This window comes from Mesorhizobium sp. WSM4310 (genome assembly GCF_007003935.1).
Taxonomy (GTDB): Bacteria; Pseudomonadota; Alphaproteobacteria; order Rhizobiales; family Rhizobiaceae; genus Mesorhizobium.
On the sequence record NZ_VFTA01000032.1, the window covers coordinates 1 to 18,448 of the forward strand.

Sequence of the window (18,448 nt, forward strand, 5' to 3'; positions counted from 1 at the left end):
GCCCTGGAGTTCACCAGACCGGGAGGAAGGGAGTTGCCGGCGGTATCAGTCCGCCGTGGCGATGATGTCGGCGAAGCGCTTCTGCGCCTCTTCCACGGTCATCTCGGGCTTGGCGAAGAACTCGGAGAACAGGTCCTCCTTCTGCTTCTGGCTGTCTTGCGAAAGCAGCTGATCGGTCCATGGGATCACGGCACCCTTGGCCAGGATGGCGAGACCCTTCTTCATGCAGTCATTGGCAGCGTTAAGGTCGACGTCGCCACGCACCGGCAGCGAGCCCTTCTTGAGATTGAAGGCGACCTGGGTCTTGGGATCGAGCAAGGTTTCGGCCAGGACTTCCTGCGCCTTTGACTTGTCGGCATCCTTGAGCACCGGGAAATAGAAGGCATCACCACCCGTGGCGATCACCTCGTTCAGGCCAAGGCCGGGAAGACAGGTATAGTCCTTGCCGGCAGTCTTGCCGGCAACCTGGAACTCGCCCTGCGCCCAGTCACCCATGATCTGGCCGCCGGCCTTGCCGGTGATAACCATGTTGGTGGCCTGGTTCCAGTCCTGCACATTGGTGTTCTTGGCCATCTTGCGCGCATCGTCGGCCGCCTTGAACACCTTGGCGACTTCGGGGCCGGCTGCGAACTTGGCGTCCTTGTCCTTGTAGACCTTGAGGAAGGTGTCGGTGCCGCCGACCGCTGCAAGCAGCACGTCGAAGGCGCCGGACGACTGCCAGGCCTGCCCGCCCACCGCCAGCGGCACGATGCCTGCCTTCTCGAGCGCCGGGGCGGCGGCCACATACTCATTCCAGTCCTTTGGCACCGGCACGCCGGCCTTCTGGAAGGCCTCGTTCGAGAGCCACAGCCACTGCCAGGAGTGGATGTTGACGGGTACGCAATAAATCTTGCCGCCGATGGTGCAGCTGTCGAGCAGGCTCTTCGGTCGTACGACCTCTGTCCACTTGCCCTTGGTGGCGACATCGGTCAGGTCGCGCATCAGGCCGGCCTGCACCAGTTCTTCCGCTTGCCGGCCGTGATTGAACTGGGTGGCGCCCATCGGGTCGCCGCCGGTGATCCGGCTGATCATGATCGGCCGTGCCGTGCCGCCGGAGCCGGCAATGGCGCCGTCGACCCAGTGGTTGCCGGTGGCGTCGAATGCCTTGGCGAGTTCCGCAACCGCCGCCGCCTCGCCGCCGGAAGTCCACCAATGAGTGACTTCCAGATCCGTCGCGGCGGCCGGGCCGGCGAACTGCAGCGCTGCCGTGGCCGCCAGGGCAGCGGTCAAAAGTTTGTATCGCATTTCGGTTCCTCCCAGAATCTGAAACGTTACAGATTTTCGATACGGCAATTGCGTGGATGACGCAACCCCAGGCGTGGAGACCGTTCGATATTTTTTCGAGTCGCGAATAAAATCTGCCGAGCGAGCTTGTCGTTGTGCGCCGCAATATGAGCAATTGCAGTGCAAAATAAGAAAAGGTTCGTGAAAGCCGGCAAAGAGCGTCGCCAAGACGGCGTTTCGCTCTGGATTCTCAAGGGAATTCGCGACTCCATGTCGTCCTGCGAATTCGCCCGCCAGCGCGGTGCAATTGGCAATCTGTAACGTTTCAGTATATTGACGGATTGCCGGGCTTGAAATCATGCCACGCCGCCAATCACGGCGATTGCCGACCCGGCCTGCGGCTGCTATGCGCCTGATGGGCGGGACGAATGGACAGACGGAATACGGAAAAGAACGAGGAAGCGTCGGCGCAGGAGCGGCCAACGCTGAAGACGCTTGCCTTCATGACCGGGCTGGGCGTCACCACCGTGTCGCGCGCCTTGAAGGATGCCCCTGAGATCGGCGCCGAAACCAGGCGCCGCGTCCAGCTCGTCGCCAAGCAGATCGGCTACCGCCCGAACCGCGCCGGCGTCAGGCTCAGAACCGGCAAGACCAATGTCATCAGCCTCGTGCTCAACACCGAGCAGGAGATCATGAGTTTCGTCTCCGACATCATCTACGGCGTCTCGGAAGTCATTGCCGACACGCCCTACCATCTGATCGTCACGCCCTATTCGCGCTCGCAGGATCCGCTCGACCCGATACGCTACCTGGTCGAGACCGGCTCGGCCGACGGCGTCATCATTTCACGCACGCAGCCGAACGATCCCCGGGCCCGCTACATGCTGGAGCGCGGCATTCCGTTTGCCACGCATGGCCGCACCGAGATGGGGCTGGTCCACCCCTATCATGATTTCGACAATCACGCCTTCGCGGTCGAAGCCGTACGGCGCCTTGCGAGCATGGGACGCCGCAAGCTTGCTTTGCTGACGCCACCCGTCGGACTGACCTATTACGGCCATACGGTAAACGGCTTTGCCGATGCGCTGAGCGAGGTTGGCGCCAGCGAGATCCCGTTCAGCACCGTATCGATCGACCATTCGATCGAACAGATCAGGACGAGGACCGCGCAGTTGATGCGCCGCGACATCAGGCCGGACGGCTTTGTCAGCAGCGCCGCCGCCGCCACCCTTGCGCTCGTCGCCGGCATCGAGGATGCCGGCCTCAAGCTTGGCCGCGACGTCGACATCGTCTCCAAGCAGTCATCGGACCTTTTGCATCTGTTCCGGCCCGAACTGCTGATCGTCAATGAGAACTTCCGGCTGGCGGGCTCCGAACTCGCCCGCTCCGTGCTCGGTTGGATCAGCGGCGCCGCACCCGGCTCCCTGCAAAGTCTCAGCGTGCCGGGCGAGGTCCTGGCCTACAATCGCTCCCCGGACTAACCGGCAGCGCCACTGCCCCACGGACCGTGGAAGGCACCCTGCTCGCCGATGCGTTCGAAGCCATGCGCGCCGAAGAAGTCACGCTGCGCCTGGATCAGGTTCGAGGTGCCGCGGCCCTGGCGATAGCTGTCGAAATAGGCAAGTGCGGAAGACAGCGCCGGCACCGGCGCACCGGCCTCGGAAGCCCTCGCCACGATACGCCGCAGCGACGGATGCGCTTCCTGCATCAAGCTGATGAAAGCGGGCGCCATCAAGAGATTGGTCGAAGCGCCGCCGCTGCTGAAGGCCTCGGCCATCGTATCCAGCATCTGCGAGCGGATGATGCAGCCGGCGCGCCAGATCCTGGCGATGGTTGGCATCGGCAGGTTCCAGTTGAACTCCTTCGAGGCGCCGCTCATCACCGCGAAACCCTGCGCATAAGCCGCGATCTTGCCGGCGAACAGCGCCAGTTCGAGATCTTTCAGCAGCGCATCCTTGTCGCCGGAAATCTTCGATACCCCGATGTTGCCATAGGCTTTCTCGGCCGCCAGCCGCTCGTCCTTGATCGACGACAGCACACGGGCCGCCACGGCCGCCTCGATCGCGGTCGCCGGAATGCCGAGTTGCTGCGCCTCGATGACCGACCATTTGCCGGTGCCCTTCTGGCCGGCGCGGTCGAGGATGATGTCGACCACCGGCTTGCCGGTCTTGGGATCGTCGGCGGCGAGCACCTTGGCGGTGATCTCGATCAGGTAGGAGTTCAGCCGGCCCTTGTTCCAGTTGGAGAACACCGCGCCGATGTCCTTCGGGCCCATGCCCAGGCCATCGCGCAGAATGCCGTAGATTTCGGCGATCATCTGCATGTCGGCATATTCGATACCGTTGTGGATCGTCTTGACGAAGTGGCCGGCGCCATCGGTGCCGAGCCAGGCGGCACAGGGTTCGTCCTTGAACTTGGCGGAGATGGCGGTCAGCACTTTTTCGACCCGCTTCCACGAATCCTCCGTGCCGCCGACCATGATCGACGGGCCATGGCGCGCGCCCTCCTCGCCGCCGGACACGCCCATGCCGATGAAGGTCAGGCCCGAGCCGGACAGTTCGGAGAAGCGCCGCATCGTATCGCGGAAATTGGCGTTGCCGGCATCGATGACGATGTCATTGCCGGACAGCACGCCGCGCAAGGCTTCGATCTGTTCATCGACCGGTTTGCCGGCCAGCACCATGATGATGATCGGGCGCGGCGGCCGGATCGCGGCGGCAAGTTCTTCCAGGCTGTAGCAGGGCACAACCATGTTCTTCAGCGCGCCGGCATTCTCGACGAAGGCGTCGGTGCGTGCCCGGGTGCGGTTGAAGACGGCAATGCGGTGCCCGTGCTCGGCGATGTTCAGCGCCAGGTTGGAGCCCATCGTACCAAGGCCGATCAGGCCGATTTCGGCTTTTTCCATCGTTTCTTCCCTGCTTTCGGATCTTGTTGGTTGGAGCCCGCGATTTTGCCGGATGCCCGTTCTTCCCGGGATGATTGACGGGCCTTTCGGGCCGCGTCAACCGCCTCGCCGAATTGTGTTGCGGTTGCACAATGCAGGCCGTTCGACAACAATCACATCTGTCGGCTACGGCCGGACGTCCACAGGCGCTTCGATCTTCACCATCTTGAAATCCGAGACCAGGATGTCGATGCGCACAGTCCAGCGCCCGGGAACCGGAATGACGAGGTTGTCGACACGCCAGCTGCCGTCGCCGGGCTTCGTCGCCGCGCGCTTCAGCGGCTCGATGCCGGAATCGGGCTTCGACAGCACCAGCGTCACCTCCTTGGCGTCAAGCGGCCCGAAATCGCCGGTCATGATGATCATCGAGGCCGCGACAGGCCCGGCATGGCCTGGCGTGATGCTGAGATCTGCCATCGCCTCCAGCGCGTGGATGTGGAGCGAGACCGGCTGCGCCGCCGCGATCGCCAGCGCCCGTGGGGGCGGCGTGAAGCGCCAGCCCGCGGCAACGCCGAAGATCGCCAGCACGATTAGCATTTCGACGCCGATCGAACGGGTGAGCCTGCGCTGCACCTCCGTAGCGCCCGCCTCGGCGGAAGCGGTGAGTTTCCAGCGATTGACCGCGGCCAGCGTGAACAGAAAGACCAGCAGCGCCAACTTGACCAGCAGCAGCCGGCCATAGGCGGTGCCGGCCAGCGCCGAGGGCGTCTGCACCTGAATGACGGCAAGCACGATGCCGGCCGCGGCAAGCACGGCGACCACAGGCAGGATCGCGCAGGAGAACCGGCGCAGGAACGCGACGGCGCCCGGCGTCTGGCGCTTCAGCGCGAGAGCGAGCGGCACCAGCGCGCCGCCCCAGAAGGCAATGCCGATACCGTGTACGAACACCATCGGCCGCGTCAGCCATTGCGGCTCGGCCGCGCTGGCGTGGCCGCTGGCGGCAAGCGCGACGCCGACGCCAAGGAGGCCGGCGAGCGCCAATGGCCTGGCGAGTACACGCGGTCCGGCCAACGAAAGCAAACCGAGCCCCAGCGCGGTCAGGGCGGCCAGCACCGTCCAGCCGAAGGAGGTGCCGAGCCCGGTCCGCCAGATCACCGGCTGCGCCAGATGGGAGAGCGGTGCTCCGAGTGCATCGAGCCCCTGAAAGCCGAGCGACAGGGGTGCCGCCATCAGGCCGCACAGGATCGCGGCCGCGACAAAACGCTGGCCGGCGCGTCCGTTGCCCGCCAGCCAGGCAAGGGCGAAGGCGCCGCCGACACCGAGGAAAAGACCGATGTAGAGAAAGATCTTGCCGATCCAGATCGCCGACCGCGACGGCCAGTCGACCGCTTCGGACACGGCGGGTGGTTCGCTTGGTGCGCCGATCGAAAACAGCAGCGAGCCGCCGACCGGATGGCCGTCGGCGGAAATGACGCGCCAGCTCAGCACATGCGTGCCGGATTTGAGCGCTTGCGGATTGTCGATCTCGAGCGTCTGGTCGGTGAGGCGGAAGGATGTCAGCCCAACCGGCGTGCCGTCGGGTTTCACCAATGTCAGCACCAAGGGCGAAACCGGTTCGCTGAAGGTCAGTGAGAACTGTGCCGGAGCCTGCGCCAGCACGGCGCCGTCGGCCGGGTCGGTCTTGATCAGCGCGGCATGGGCAAAGGCCTGGCTGGTCGAGGCTACGAAGATAACCGCCATGAGCAAGCCCAGCAGTCCGCCGGCAATCCGGCCGACGCGCTTGCTATTGGTATCGACCATCCGGGAAGATGTTGCGGTCATGCCAGGCCACGAGGCTGCGGCGCGCTCCGGCAAGCAGAGCGCGCCAGGGGACAAACTATTTCTTCGATGTGAGCTTGATGCCGGGCGCCGGGGTCTCCAGCGCGTCTTCATCCTGCCCTGCCGCCGGGATCTCGATCCAGCGGTCGACGGCATCGCCGCATTCCTGCACCACTGGGAAATAGAGCTTCTGGCCGACGGGCAGATCCGCCGTCAGCGTGGCGCGGAAGATGAACTCGTCATAGAATTCATCCGGCAAATTGCCGCCGCTCCAGTCGACTTCCTTGACGCCGTCGGTCAGCGCTTGGCTATAGAGCTGATAAGGACTTTTCATATTTGCCCTTCTTGGTCTGCAGCGTCCAGCCGGGTTTCGGCATCGGCTTCACCGCGATCACCCCTTCCGGGATCTGCACGCGCACGGCGGTCGTCGCCTTGCCGTCGCAACCATGCGGCACCCGCAGCGCCGCCTTGTAAGTCGAGCCGACCGCCGCTTCCTGGGTTTCGAGTGTGATATGCGCGGAGGCGGCATTTGTCCCCAAAGCCAGAATCGCCCCGGCCGCCAAAAGATACTTGTTCATGATGGTCCCTCTAGAATTCTGATCGGTACGACGGCCGGTTCAGTCGTTGTCTTCTTGGGGCGCCGCGCTGCCAATGGCCTGCACGGCGAATTTGATCGTCACCGTCCCGGCCTTTTCGAAGGTCAGCGTGGCGGCGAACATCTCGCCTTGCTTGGGTGGCTGCTTCAAATCCATGAACATCACATGATAGCTGCCGGGACCCAAAACGACCTTGCCGCCGGGTGGAATCTCCAGGCCGCCGACAACGGGCCGCATGGTCATGACGCCGTCCTTGACACCCATCTCATGCAGTTCGGCCTTGTCCGAGATGTCGGACGAAATCGACAGCAGCCGGTCCGGTGCGCTGCCGTTGTTTGTAATGGTGAAATAGCCGCCGGCCACCTTGGCGCCCATCGGCGTGGCGCGTGACCAGGGATGGCCGATCTCGATATCGCCGACCTTGAACTCATGCGCCAGGACGGATTGGGCGCCGGCGAGCATGATTGCCAAGGCCACCACGGCAGTGCCGAGACGCTCCTGGACGTGGGACAGAATGCGGCTGAACAGAGTGCCTGCCGCTATGGGGGAAGAATGGGACATGATTGCTCCATGAAGTGATTATCGCGCCGTTGCCGGTCGCGAGCCGTTTGATCTTTGGATGGGTGCGCCCGCGAAAGGTTCCGCCGGGCGAGCAAGCTCAGGCCACCAGTGGCGGCGCGCGCGGATTCGACGGCGAGCGTTCGCGCGCGAAGTCGAGGTGGATGCTCACCGGAAAAACGAAGGCGACCGCTTCGAATGCAAGGCTGGCCAGGGCCAGCCCGGCGTCGGGCGGCGGCGCAAAGGCGGATGAAAACATGCTGCAGCCAAGCGCGCAGCAGGCCGGCAGATGCGACGGGTGCTGGTCACCGCCGGGAAGCTGGGTGGCACCGTCGTGGGTACAGATGACATTGCCGAAGGCGTCGAGCTGCGCGGCATTCGGCCCGGTTACGAAGGCGAACGCGCCGAGCGCCGACTGAAGCAGCAGCAGGCAGGCCGCGACAAGCGCGGTCGGCATGCTCCAGCGTCTCCCCCGGCGGTTCAAGCCATCTGCCTCTTCAAGCAACTCCTGGAAGGATACCTATCATGGCAGCGGCAGGTCGAAAATCGCCAATTCGATGCTGCGGCAACGCGGCGCGATCAGGATTTCTGCAAGGGGATGGAGGTCAACAGCGTCTGGCGCGCCGACTTCAGGTGCTTGCGGCAGGCGGCGTCGACCTTGCCGAGGTCGCGCGATTTGAGCGCCTCGATATAGGCAAGGTGCTCGCCGACCGCGACTTCGTTACGCTCGCGCTCCTGCGCCTTGTTCCACTGGTAGTGGTAATGGAAGATCATGGCGATGACGTCGTAGAAATCGACGATGAAACGGTTGTGCGAGGCCCGGTGGATCAGCCGGTGGAAGCGCTCGTCCAGCTCGGAAAACGCGTTGAAGCGCGTGGCGATCTCTCGTGCCAGCAGACGATGTTCGTCCTCCAGGCGGTCGAGATCGGCCCAAACCGGGCTGTCCTGCGGCAGGGCGGCGAAGGCAGCCGCCGAGCGCAGTTCGAACATCTCGCGGATCTCGGTCAGTTCGAGCGCGAAAGCCCGCGTAAAGCCCTTCAGCACCCAATGGCTGTTGCGGCGCTTCTCGATCAGGCCGAAGCGCGAGAAGCGGATCAGGAACTCGCGCACGCTGGTGGTGCCGACGCCGATCTCGCGCGCCAGTTCAAGCTCGTTGATCTGCATGCCGGCCTCGGCGCCGCCGGCGAGCAGGCGCCGCATGAACGACCGCTCGATGATTTCGGCCAGTGTGTCTGTCTCTTCCTCGGGGAAAAAATCGTCGGGTCGCGGATCGCGCAGCACTGTCTTGGCACGCTTGTTCCAGGCGATCAGCCCGGTCTCCTCCATGCGCGCCAGGATGCTGCGCACGGTCGTGCGGCTGACGCCCAGCAGCGTGCCCAGTTCCGGTTCCGACGGCAGGCTGCGCGTTTCGTCGAGCAGCCTGAGGCACCTGTTATAGGCGTCCTTGTAGACGTTGTTGCTCTTGGACATCCCCTGACCCATTCATGCCGGCGCTTGCGGCGGCCGGCTTGAAGCGCAATATGACGTTCCCACGACCCTGAAAAGCAGGAATTGCTTTCGCCGGGGCACGGTCCATTGTTTGCAGCGCCGCCGCCAGCCAGAGGCGTGCGGAACGCCCGTGAAAAAACAATTGACGCAAAACTGTTTTTTCACGATAAAAGACATTAACTCTTAACAAGCGCGTGTCAATCCGCGCATCCCAGGATCACCCAGGAAACCGCCCGTGAACGTCTCGAACACCATTCTTCTGTCCCCCGCCGACAATGTCGCCGTTGCCAATGGCCGCATCGAGATCGGCACGGCTCTGCCGGGCGGCGCGCTTGCCACCGCCGTCATCGAGCCCGGCCACAAGGTGGCGATCAAGCCGATTGCTGCCGGTGAAGCCGTGGTCAAATACGCCCAGGCGATCGGCCGCGCCACGCAGGACATCGCACCGGGCGAGCATGTCCATTCGCACAATCTGGTGTTCGAGGCCGGCCGCCTGCCGGTGGTGCCGCCGAGTGAGGCCGAGCATGCGACAGCGGCCGACCGCGCCCGCACCTTCATGGGGTATCGCCGCGCCGATGGCCGCGCCGGCACGCGCAACTTCATCGGCATCATCGCCAGCGTCAATTGCTCGGCCACGGTCTGCCATTCCATCGCCGACACCGCCAACCGGACCTTGCTGCCGAAATATCCCGGCATCGACGGTTTCGTGCCGATCGTCCACGGTCAGGGCTGCGGCATGAGCGGCACTGGCGACGGCATGATGGTGCTGCACCGCACGCTTGCCGGCTATGCCCGCCACCCGAATTTCGGCGGCGTGCTGATGGTCGGCCTGGGATGCGAGGTCAACCAGCTCACCCTCTATGGCCAGAAGGGTGTTGCCGCGGGAAAACGCCATTTCAACATCCAGGACGCCGGCGGGTCGCGCAAATCGGTGGAGAAGGCGATGGCCGTGCTGGCCGAGATCGCCGAGGAAGTCGGTCAGTTGAAGCGCGAGCCGATTCCGGTCAGCGAGATCGTCGTCGGTCTGCAATGCGGCGGCTCGGACGGCATGTCGGGCATCACCGCCAATCCGGCGCTGGGTGCCGCCGTCGATATCCTGGCCGGCGTCGGCGGCATCGGCATCCTCTCCGAGACCACGGAAATCTACGGCGCCGAGCATCTGCTCGCCTATCGCGCGGCAACGCCGGAGATCGCGCAGAAGCTCGACGATTTCGTGAAGTGGTGGGAAGATCACGTCGCCAAGCATGGCGCCTCGATCGACAACAACCCCTCGCCCGGCAACAAGCGCGGCGGCCTCACCACCATCCTGGAAAAGTCGCTCGGCGCGGTCGCCAAGGGCGGCCAGACGCCGCTCAATGGCGTGTTCGGCTATGCCGAGAAAGTCACCGGCAGCGGACTGGTGTTCATGGACACGCCCGGCTACGACCCGGTCTCGGCCACCGGCCAGGTCGCCGGCGGCGCCAACGTCATTGTCTTCACCACCGGCCGAGGCTCCTGCTTCGGCTGCCGGCCGACACCGTCGATCAAGGTCGCCACCAACTCGACCATGTATCACCAGATGGAAGAGGACATGGACGTCAATTGCGGCGTCATCGCCTCGGGCGAAAAGACCATCGCCGGCATGGGCCGCGAGATCTTCGAACTCATCGTCGAGACGGCTTCCGGCCGCAAGACCAAGAGCGAGGATTTCGGCTATGGCGACAACGAGTTCGTGCCCTGGCATCTCGGCGCGACGCTCTGAATTCAACGCATATGTGGTAGAACTGCCGGGCGGGACAGCGGCCGGCAACGGGGAGGGTTTGCATGGAAAAACGCCGCATCGGCAGCACGGCGCTCGAAGTCACCGAAGTCAGCTTCGGCGGCGCCGCGATCGGCGGCCTTTACCGCGCCTGTTCACGCGAGGCGGCGATGGAGACGCTGCAAGGCGCCTGGGAGGCGGGCATGCGCTATTTCGACACCGCGCCCTTCTATGGGTTCGGCCTGTCGGAACGCCGCTTCGGCGACTTCCTGCGCTACAAGCCGCGCGATTCCTACGTGCTGTCCACCAAGGTCGGCCGCCTGTTCCGGCCGGTGCCAGAAGACCAGGTGCCCGACCACTCCTATGTCGATCCGCTGCCCTTCGCGCTCGACTACGACTATTCCTATGACGGCATCATGCGGTCGGTCGACTTCAGCTATGCGCGGCTTGGGCTGAACAAAATCGATATCCTGTATGTGCACGACATCGGCGCCTACACGCATGGGGTCGAGAAGACCAAGCTGCACTTTCGCCAGCTCATGGATGGCGGGCTCAAGGCACTCGAGGAGTTGAAGCGGGCCGGCACGATTTCCGCCTATGGTCTCGGCGTCAACGAAGTCCAGATCTGCCTTGACGTGATGCGCCGGGCGCCGCTTGACTGCATCCTGCTCGCCAGCCGCTATTCCTTGCTCGACCGCAGCGCCGAAGCCGAACTGCTGCCGCTGTGCCGGGCGCAACAGACGTCGCTGGTGATCGGCGGCGTCTTCAACTCCGGCATATTGGCGACCGGGCCGGTGCAAGGCGCGCATTTCGACTACCAGCCCGCCAGCCGCGATATGCTCGATCGGGTCGACGCCATGGAGAAGATCGCCGGCGAAGGCGGTTACCCGCTGGCCGCCGCCGCCTTCCAGTTTCCCCTGCACGAGCCGGTGGTCGCCACCGTACTGACCGGTACCGCCAAACTGGCAAACCTGACACGTAACCTCGAACTGCTCGACATCAACGTGGCGGAGACGGAATACGCCAAATATCGTCCCTACACGGTGGTGCAGGGCCTGGCGTGAAGCCGGCGTCCGCCAGCGTTGACAGGCGAGGCTCGGCTTCACAAATGCGCGACTCCGCGGAAAGAATGAATGTTCCATATTGACTAACAGATGGAATTAATATTCCATGTATTCACGAAACGGGAGCGTTCGGCTGCGTCCAGGGAGGAGGGGCGCGTGATTGTGTCCGTGCCTGACATGGGAATCAGGTGCGAAACACCGCTTGCATCGTCCAGATCGATGCACTATCAAAACAGCGTAAATGTTTTTTATTGATAAAGTTCTGTTTGGGCCACGCCTATCCGAACGGAGCTTCCGTAACGTTCACCGGGCGACTTAGGGAGGTATCCTATGAAATTCGTGACCAGCATTCTCAACCGCCGCGCCGTCATGGCCCTGGCAGCAGCGTCGATGCTCGCCGGCGTCATGCACTCAGCGCCGGTTTCGGCGGCGGATGTGACCATTCCGATCATCGTCAAGGACACCACGTCCTTCTACTGGCAGATCGTGCTCGCCGGCGCCCGCAAGGCCGGCAAGGATCTCGGCGTCAACGTGCCGGAACTCGGCGCCCAGGCTGAAACCGACGTCAACGGCCAGATCTCCATCCTCGAGAACGCCGTCGCCGGCAACCCGGCCGCCGTCGTCATCGCGCCGACCGAAGCCAAGGCGCTCGGCAAGCCGATCGACGAGGCAGCGGCCAAGGTCAAGGTCATCGGCATCGACTCCGGCGCCGACTCCAAGGCCTTCACCTCGTTCCTGACCACCGACAACGTCCAGGGCGGCCGCGTCGCCGCGGACGGTCTTGCGGCAGCCATCGGCGCGGCCAATGGCGGCAAGGTCGAAGGCAAGGTTGCCCTGATCACCGCACTGCCTGGCGCCGGCTCGCTCGAGCAGCGCGCCCAGGGCTTCAAGGAACAGCTCAAGGCCAAGTATCCCGGCCTCGAACTGATCGCCGACAAATATGCCGACGGCCAGGCCACCACCGGCCTCAACATCGCGACCGACCTGATCACCGCCAATCCGGACCTGAAGGGCATCTTCGCCTCCAACCTGATCATGGCGCAGGGCGTCGGCCAGGCGATCGCCGAGAACAAGCTTGCCGGCAAGGTCGGCCTGATCGGCTTCGACAGCGACGAGAAGCTGATCAAGTTCCTGAATGACGGCGTCATTTCCGGCCTCGTCGTCCAGGATCCCTACCGGATGGGCTATGACGGCATCAAGACCGCGCTCGCCGCTTCGAAGGGCGAGAAGGTCGAGGCCAATGTCGACACTGGCGCCAACCTAGTCACCAAGGCCAACATGAAGGATCCCAAGATCGACGCCCTGCTCAATCCGAAGCTCAACTAAGCCTCGGTTGAGACGCACTGTTTCCGGGGCCTCGTGCCCCGGAAACGACAGCGACGTCGTTTGGAAATAGGGCAACCTGGGCTAGGTTGCCCTGGCAGGCATTTCGAAGCCCGCCGCGGGCCCAGATCGTGAGGCCAATCAGGGAGGATTGTCATGACATCGACGGCTCAAGACCTGCACCCCGCCCCTGTGCTGGAGCCTGGCAGGACGATCCTCGAACTGCGCGGCCTCGAAAAGAAATATCCCGGCACCCATGCGCTGAAGCCGGTGACGCTGGCCTTCAAGTCGGGCGAAATCCACGCCATCGTCGGCGAGAACGGTGCCGGCAAATCCACTCTGATCAAGCTTCTCACCGGCGTCATGCCGCGCACCTCCGGCGAGGTCATCTGGGAGGGCAATCCGGCGGCGCTGGCGACCCCGCATGAGGCGATGGCGCTCGGCATCAACGCCGTGCACCAGGAAGTCGTGCTCTGCCGTCATTTGACGGTCGCCGCCAACATGTTCCTCGGCGAGGAGAATTCGCGCTTCGGCATCCTGCAGCAGCGCGTCATGGTCAAGGAAGCGCAGAAGATCATCGACGATCTCGGCTTCGACCTGCCGGCGCATGTCATGCTCGGCGACCTCACCATCGGCCAGCAGCAGCTGATCGCCGCCGCCCGCGCCACCGTGCGCGGCACCAAATTCCTGATCTTCGATGAGCCGACCGCCTACCTGACCCGCAAGGAGGCCGACCAGCTCTTCACGCTGATCCGTCGGCTGAAGTCCGAGGGCGTGACCATCATCTACATCAGCCACCGCATGGAGGAGGTCTTCGAGCTCGCCGATCGCGTCTCCGTGCTGCGCGACGGCACGCTGGTCGGCACCAGAAACATCGCCGAGACCAACGATGCCGAACTGGTCAAGCTGATGATCAACCGCTCGATCGAGCAGGTCTATCACAAGGAGCACTTCACGCCGGGTGCCGCGATCGTGGAGACCAGGAACCTGTCGGGCAAGGGCTTCGAAAATGTCTCGATGACCGTCCGCGCCGGCGAGATCGTCGGGCTCTACGGGCTGATCGGCGCCGGGCGCAGCGAATTCGTCACCACGCTCTACGGCCGCCATCGCAAATCGGCCGGCCAGATCCTGTGGGAAGGCAAGCCGGTTCAGGTCAATTCGGAGCACGATGCGATCAGGCTCGGCATGGCGCTGGCGCCGGAAAGCCGCCGCGACCAGGGCCTTTGCCTCAATTTGCCGGTTGGCCTCAATCTCAACCTGCCGATCTACAAGCGCATCTCCAAAAACCTGTTGATCTCCGGCGCGCAGGAGAAGGCCCAGGCCGACCGCCAGATCGCCGATCTCCGCATCAAGACGCCGACACGCCATGCGCTGGCCTCCAGCCTGTCGGGCGGCAACCAGCAGAAGATCGTCATCGGCAAATGGCTGGCGCATGGCGCCAAGCTGTTCATTTTCGACGAGCCGACAGTCGGCGTCGATGTCGGCACCAAGGCCGAAATCTACCGCCTGTTCGGCGCGCTCTTGTCGAAGGGCGCCGGCATCATCCTGATCTCGTCCTACCTGCCGGAAGTCTATGAGCTGGCCGACACGCTGCATGTGTTCCGCCGCGGCAAGCTGGTGGCGACACACGGATTCCGCACCGCCGATCACGAGGAAATTCTCACACAGGCGCTCGCCGAGAAACAAGAAAAGCTGGGAGGAAAGATATGAGCACCGAGGCGATCCCTGCCGAAAAATCCAAGCGCAATTACAACGCCCTGTTCGGGCTGACGCTGCTGGCGCTGCTGGTGCTGCTCTGGGTCATCCTGTCGCTGTCGACATCGAGCTTCGCCTCGGCCAACAACATCTCGAACCTTTTGCGTCAGGGTTCGATGATCGCCATCCTGGCGGTCGGCCAGACCTTCGTCATCATCACCGGCGGCATCGATCTGTCCGTCGGCGCTGTGGTCGGCTTTGCCACCGTCATTGCCGCGATGCTGATCAACGCCGGCATACCGGTCTTCCTCGCCATCGCGATCACGCTGCTGGTCGGCGTTGCCATCGGCCTGTTCCACGGCTTCGGCATCGTCAAGATGGGCCTGCCGCCCTTCATCATCACGCTGGCGACGCTGACCTCGCTGCGTGGCATCGGCCTTCTGATGACCAACGGCAACTCGATCTCCATCAACAATGACGCCTTCCAGGAATTCTCGCGCAACTCCTTCCTCGGCGTGCCCAATCTGTTCTGGATGGTTATCCTGGTCGGCATTCCGGCCTACATTTTCCTGCATCACAGCCGCTGGGGCCGCTACCTCTTCTCGGTCGGCTCGAATGCCGAGGCCTCGCGCCTCTCCGGCGTCAATGTCCAGCGCACCATCTACATGGCCTACACGCTGTCGGGCCTGTGCGCGGCTTTTGTCGGCGTGCTCCTGGCCTCGCGCATCGGCATCGGCAACCCGACCCAGGCCGAGGGCTGGGAACTGCAGGCGATCGCGTCCTCGGTCATCGGCGGCACCTCGCTGTTCGGTGCGGTCGGCTCGGTGCATGGCCCGCTGCTCGGCGCCTTCATTCTCGCCACCATCAACAACGGCGCCAACCTGCTCAACGTCAACGCCTTCTGGCAGCGCATCATCACTGGCGTGCTGATCATCGTCATCGTCTATTTCGACGGTCTGCGCCGCCGCGGCGGCAAGTGACCATTGCTGAAATCGATCTCCGGCCCGGCGTGAAGACAGGTCGGAAACCCAATCGGACTGAGACATGAAAGCCGTTATCTGCCGCTCGCCCGGGGAACTCATCCTGGAAGACCGCCCCGCGCCCGGCGCGCCCCCTGCCGGCTGGGCGCTGGTCGCGGTCAGCCATGTCGGCATCTGTGGCACCGACTACCACATTTTCGAAGGCAAGCACCCGTTCCTCGCCTACCCCCGCATCATGGGCCATGAAGTCTCCGGCACCGTCATCGAGACCGGCGAGGGCGTCGATCTTGCCGTCGGCGAACCGGTCGTCATCAACCCTTACCTCTCCTGCGGCAAGTGCATCGCCTGCCGGCACGGCAAACCGAATTGCTGCGTCAAGATCGAGGTGTTGGGCGTCCATCGCGACGGCGCCATGTGCGAACGCATTCTTGTCCCGGCGCAGAATCTCTATCCGGCCAATGGCCTGTCGCTGGCCGACGCAGCCGCCGTCGAATTCCTGGCCATCGGCGCGCACGCGGTACGTCGCGCCCGTGCCGATCCCGGCGCGCGCGCTCTGGTCATCGGCGCCGGCCCGATCGGGCTCGGCAACGCCATCTTCGCCCGCATTGCCGGGCTCGACGTGACGCTGCTCGACATGAGCAGTGAACGTCTCGTTTTCGCCGAAAACGAACTTGGCTTCAGTATCCTCGACGGCTCGCGCGGAGCGTTGCCGGATCTGGTCAAGGAAGCGACAGCGGGCGAAGGCTTCGACGTGGTCTTCGACGCCACCGGCAACACCCGGTCGGTGCAGTCGGCTTTCGGCCATGTCGCGCATGGCGGCACACTGGTGCTGGTCAGCGTCGTCAAGGACGACATCGTCTTCTCCGACCCTGAATTCCACAAACGCGAAATGACGCTGGTCGGCAGCCGCAATGCACTGCGTGCCGATTTCGATCATGTCGCAGACTCGATCCGCAACGGCGCCGTGCCCCTGGCCAAGCTGGTCACCCACCGCACGACGCTGGCCGATACGCCGAGCGATCTCGCCCGCTGGGCGCATGAGAAATCCGGCCTGATCAAGGCCGTGATCGAGATCGGATAGGCGGCAGAACTCGGCTCACAGCGCCGACAGTTTGAGCTCGACCCGCTCCGCCGGAAAGCGCGACTCGGAGAACTGGATCGGCTGACCGTCCGGCGTGATGTTGACGGCCACCGTGACCAGCACGATGGCGCCTGGCTGCAGGTCGAGGTCGGCGAGATCGGCCGCATCGGCATGGCGTGCCGACAGCACGGTCGATTGCCTGAGATAATCGTCGATGCCGAAGCGGGCCAGCGACGCGGTGATCGAGCCAGTCTCAGCCATCGCCTTGTCGATGCCGGCAAAGCGCCTGGCATCGAACCAGCCAGCAGCACGTGACACAGGCCGTCCATCGGCCTCACCGCGTGTCTCCAGCCGGATCACCTCGGCGCCCTTGGCAAGGCCAAGCCCTTCGGCGACACGCGGGCTGGCCGGCTCGACCGACGAGGCAAGCAGCACGATGTGCCGTTCCGAGGTTTGTCCCTGCAGGCCCGTTGAAAAGCGTGTGCGCGCCCCGATCGGATAGGACAGCCGCTTGCGAGACAATACGAAGGTGCCACGCCCCTGCTCGGCCCGCAGCACACCTTCCTGCACAAGCGCCGATATGGCGCTGCGCACCGTGTGGCGATTGACGCCATAGCGCTCGGCGAGCGCCACCTCCGGCGGCAGCGCGGCATTCTCGGCGAAATCGCCGGTGGCGATCGCCTGCAGGATCCTGTCGGCGATCTGCCGCCACAGCGAGACGCCGCTGCGCCGTTCAATACTGTCGGCTTCCTGTCGCCCTATCATGAGTTGGCCCCTGCCTTCCGTCCCCTGTCATCCACTCGTCATGGACTCGCGCTAGGTAATATGTATAATTTGTATAGTTGTCTATATCAATAGACAAATTTAGCGAAGAGGAATGCTGCCGATGCGAGGACAGGAAGCCCGCGACCAGGCCGGACGCAAAGCCGCGATGGCGACCCTGGCGCAATCGAGCGGCGACGACATCGTCCGGCTCTGGAACGAAGCCGGCCTGCCTTCGCAAGCCGAACTGCTGCGCGGTCCCGAGACCGGGCTGGTGACGTTGCGCGGCCGCATCGGCGGCGGCGGCGCACCGTTCAATGTCGGCGAGGCTACCGTCACCCGCGCCACCGTCCGGCTGCCGTCCGGACAGGTTGGCCATTGCTACGCGCTTGGCCGCGACAAGCAGAAGGCGAAGCTGGCGGCGATCGCCGATGCGCTCTGGCAGGACCCTGCGCGCCGCGCCGAGGTCGAGACCAGGCTGATCGCGCCTTTGAGGTCGGCGCTAGCGACTGCCCAAGAAAAACGACGCGCCGAGACGGCGGCAACGAAGGTGGATTTCTTCACCATGGTTCGCGGAGAAGACTGATGGATATCGCAGCGCAATCGATCGAGGGCGGTTTCGCCGACCCGGTGTTCAACGCCCAGACGGTGTTTCGCGCGGTCATGGACGCGATGGCGCGGCCAGGCAGCGTGCAGCCTCTGCCGGCCTTGGCCCGCCCGCCGGCGCCGCTTTCCGCAACCGCCGGCGCCGTGGCACTGGCGCTGTGCGACAACGACACGCCGCTCTGGCTCGACCCGGCCCTGCACGCCTCCGCCGCGATCGGCTCCTGGCTTGGTTTCCACACCGGCGCGCCGCTGGCCAACACGCCTGCCGACGCGCATTTCGCCTTTGTCGCCTCGCCGGCCGAGATGATGGCGCTCGACGGCTTTGCGCAGGGAACGCAGGATTATCCAGACCGGTCGACCACCCTGATCCTGCAGGTCAGCGACCTCGTTTCAGGCACTCCGTTGCTGCTGGAGGGGCCCGGCATCGAAATCAGCGCCACCATCGCGCCGGCGCAGATGCCGCGTCATTTCATCGAGCAGTGGAAGCAGAATATCCAGCGCTTTCCGCGCGGCGTCGACATCATCCTCGCCACATCCGAAGGCATAGCCTGCCTGCCGCGCACGACGCGCATCAAGACGATGGAGGCTTGAA

16 protein-coding genes and 1 pseudogene are annotated in these 18,448 nt (G+C 64.1%); 9 read left to right on the top strand and 8 right to left on the bottom strand.

What is annotated here, in order from left to right; translation table 11 throughout:
• Positions 1-45 precede the first annotated feature (45 nt).
• Entirely contained in the window at positions 46-1,284 is a 1,239-nt protein-coding gene (locus FJV80_RS26985) for an ABC transporter substrate-binding protein (RefSeq protein ID WP_095787095.1), read from the bottom strand.
• A 407-nt stretch (positions 1,285-1,691) separates the two neighbouring features.
• On the opposite strand from FJV80_RS26985, the gene FJV80_RS26990 reads away from it, so the two are divergent.
• Entirely contained in the window at positions 1,692-2,744 is a 1,053-nt protein-coding gene (locus FJV80_RS26990) for a LacI family DNA-binding transcriptional regulator (protein WP_095772439.1), read from the top strand.
• Here FJV80_RS26990 and gndA read toward each other — a convergent pair.
• The 6 genes and pseudogenes from gndA to FJV80_RS27020 form a co-directional block, all read right to left on the bottom strand.
• On the bottom strand, positions 2,741-4,168 hold the full coding sequence (gndA, locus tag FJV80_RS26995; RefSeq protein ID WP_095792574.1) for an NADP-dependent phosphogluconate dehydrogenase: 1,428 nt from the start codon (positions 4,166-4,168) through the stop codon (positions 2,741-2,743). The genes FJV80_RS26990 and gndA overlap by 4 nt on opposite strands.
• A 165-nt stretch (positions 4,169-4,333) precedes the next feature.
• Positions 4,334-5,947: a copper resistance CopC/CopD family protein gene (locus FJV80_RS27000; protein WP_179296405.1), complete on the bottom strand. Its 1,614-nt coding sequence runs from the start codon at positions 5,945-5,947 to the stop codon at positions 4,334-4,336.
• Between the two features lie 76 nt (positions 5,948-6,023).
• Positions 6,024-6,543, bottom strand: a pseudogene (locus FJV80_RS27005) (YcnI family protein).
• A 39-nt stretch (positions 6,544-6,582) separates the two neighbouring features.
• On the bottom strand, positions 6,583-7,122 hold the full coding sequence (locus FJV80_RS27010) for a copper chaperone PCu(A)C (protein ID WP_095772435.1): 540 nt from the start codon (positions 7,120-7,122) through the stop codon (positions 6,583-6,585).
• 97 nt (positions 7,123-7,219) lie between these two features.
• Entirely contained in the window at positions 7,220-7,576 is a 357-nt protein-coding gene (locus FJV80_RS27015) for a DUF2946 family protein (RefSeq protein WP_095787100.1), read from the bottom strand.
• Positions 7,577-7,698: 122 nt separating this feature from the next.
• Positions 7,699-8,589, bottom strand: coding sequence for a GntR family transcriptional regulator (locus FJV80_RS27020; protein ID WP_095787101.1), 891 nt, complete (start codon positions 8,587-8,589; stop codon positions 7,699-7,701).
• Positions 8,590-8,842: 253 nt separating this feature from the next.
• Here FJV80_RS27020 and FJV80_RS27025 point away from each other — a divergent pair, with 253 nt between their 5' ends.
• From FJV80_RS27025 to FJV80_RS27050, 6 genes are all read left to right on the top strand, one after another.
• On the top strand, positions 8,843-10,348 hold the full coding sequence (locus tag FJV80_RS27025; protein WP_142877886.1) for an altronate dehydratase family protein: 1,506 nt from the start codon (positions 8,843-8,845) through the stop codon (positions 10,346-10,348).
• Positions 10,349-10,410: 62 nt separating this feature from the next.
• On the top strand, positions 10,411-11,409 hold the full coding sequence (locus tag FJV80_RS27030) for an aldo/keto reductase (RefSeq protein ID WP_142877887.1): 999 nt from the start codon (positions 10,411-10,413) through the stop codon (positions 11,407-11,409).
• A 330-nt stretch (positions 11,410-11,739) separates the two neighbouring features.
• Complete coding sequence (locus tag FJV80_RS27035; RefSeq protein WP_095199574.1) at positions 11,740-12,735, top strand: ABC transporter substrate-binding protein; 996 nt, start codon at positions 11,740-11,742, stop codon at positions 12,733-12,735.
• A gap of 153 nt (positions 12,736-12,888) precedes the next feature.
• A complete protein-coding gene (locus FJV80_RS27040; RefSeq protein ID WP_095772429.1) occupies positions 12,889-14,442 on the top strand; it encodes a sugar ABC transporter ATP-binding protein in 1,554 nt (517 codons plus the stop codon).
• Positions 14,439-15,407: an ABC transporter permease gene (locus FJV80_RS27045; RefSeq protein WP_095772428.1), complete on the top strand. Its 969-nt coding sequence runs from the start codon at positions 14,439-14,441 to the stop codon at positions 15,405-15,407. The genes FJV80_RS27040 and FJV80_RS27045 overlap by 4 nt, the downstream gene beginning before the upstream one ends.
• Positions 15,408-15,471: 64 nt before the next feature.
• Positions 15,472-16,488 (top strand): zinc-binding alcohol dehydrogenase family protein, encoded by a 1,017-nt coding sequence (locus FJV80_RS27050; protein ID WP_142877888.1) that lies wholly within the window; start codon positions 15,472-15,474, stop codon positions 16,486-16,488.
• 15 nt (positions 16,489-16,503) lie between these two features.
• On the opposite strand, the gene phnF is transcribed toward FJV80_RS27050, so the two are convergent.
• Positions 16,504-17,253, bottom strand: coding sequence for a phosphonate metabolism transcriptional regulator PhnF (gene phnF, locus FJV80_RS27055; protein WP_095772426.1), 750 nt, complete (start codon positions 17,251-17,253; stop codon positions 16,504-16,506).
• Between the two features lie 121 nt (positions 17,254-17,374).
• Between phnF and phnG the strand changes: the two genes are divergently transcribed.
• Positions 17,375-17,836 carry a phosphonate C-P lyase system protein PhnG gene (gene phnG / locus FJV80_RS27060; RefSeq protein ID WP_142877889.1) on the top strand — a complete coding sequence of 154 codons (462 nt, stop codon included), beginning with the start codon at positions 17,375-17,377 and terminating at the stop codon, positions 17,834-17,836.
• Entirely contained in the window at positions 17,836-18,447 is a 612-nt protein-coding gene (gene phnH, locus FJV80_RS27065) for a phosphonate C-P lyase system protein PhnH (protein WP_142877890.1), read from the top strand. The genes phnG and phnH overlap by 1 nt, the downstream gene beginning before the upstream one ends.
• Position 18,448: the final 1 nt, after the last annotated feature.

Excerpts from the sequence above, each read along its gene's own strand:
- phnH (WP_142877890.1), top strand. The coding sequence starts at position 17,836 with ATGGATATCGCAGCGCAATCGATCGAGGGCGGTTTCGCCGACCCGGTG.
- phnG (WP_142877889.1), top strand. The coding sequence starts at position 17,375 with ATGCGAGGACAGGAAGCCCGCGACCAGGCCGGACGCAAAGCCGCGATG.
- FJV80_RS27040 (WP_095772429.1), top strand. The coding sequence starts at position 12,889 with ATGACATCGACGGCTCAAGACCTGCACCCCGCCCCTGTGCTGGAGCCT.
- FJV80_RS27050 (WP_142877888.1), top strand. The coding sequence starts at position 15,472 with ATGAAAGCCGTTATCTGCCGCTCGCCCGGGGAACTCATCCTGGAAGAC.
- phnF (WP_095772426.1), bottom strand. The coding sequence starts at position 17,253 with ATGATAGGGCGACAGGAAGCCGACAGTATTGAACGGCGCAGCGGCGTC.
- FJV80_RS27020 (WP_095787101.1), bottom strand. The coding sequence starts at position 8,589 with ATGTCCAAGAGCAACAACGTCTACAAGGACGCCTATAACAGGTGCCTC.
- FJV80_RS27035 (WP_095199574.1), top strand. The coding sequence starts at position 11,740 with ATGAAATTCGTGACCAGCATTCTCAACCGCCGCGCCGTCATGGCCCTG.
- FJV80_RS27000 (WP_179296405.1), bottom strand. The coding sequence starts at position 5,947 with ATGGTCGATACCAATAGCAAGCGCGTCGGCCGGATTGCCGGCGGACTG.
- FJV80_RS27015 (WP_095787100.1), bottom strand. The coding sequence starts at position 7,576 with ATGCCGACCGCGCTTGTCGCGGCCTGCCTGCTGCTGCTTCAGTCGGCG.
- FJV80_RS27010 (WP_095772435.1), bottom strand. The coding sequence starts at position 7,122 with ATGTCCCATTCTTCCCCCATAGCGGCAGGCACTCTGTTCAGCCGCATT.
- FJV80_RS26985 (WP_095787095.1), bottom strand. The coding sequence starts at position 1,284 with ATGCGATACAAACTTTTGACCGCTGCCCTGGCGGCCACGGCAGCGCTG.
- FJV80_RS27030 (WP_142877887.1), top strand. The coding sequence starts at position 10,411 with ATGGAAAAACGCCGCATCGGCAGCACGGCGCTCGAAGTCACCGAAGTC.
- FJV80_RS27045 (WP_095772428.1), top strand. The coding sequence starts at position 14,439 with ATGAGCACCGAGGCGATCCCTGCCGAAAAATCCAAGCGCAATTACAAC.
- gndA (WP_095792574.1), bottom strand. The coding sequence starts at position 4,168 with ATGGAAAAAGCCGAAATCGGCCTGATCGGCCTTGGTACGATGGGCTCC.
- FJV80_RS26990 (WP_095772439.1), top strand. The coding sequence starts at position 1,692 with ATGGACAGACGGAATACGGAAAAGAACGAGGAAGCGTCGGCGCAGGAG.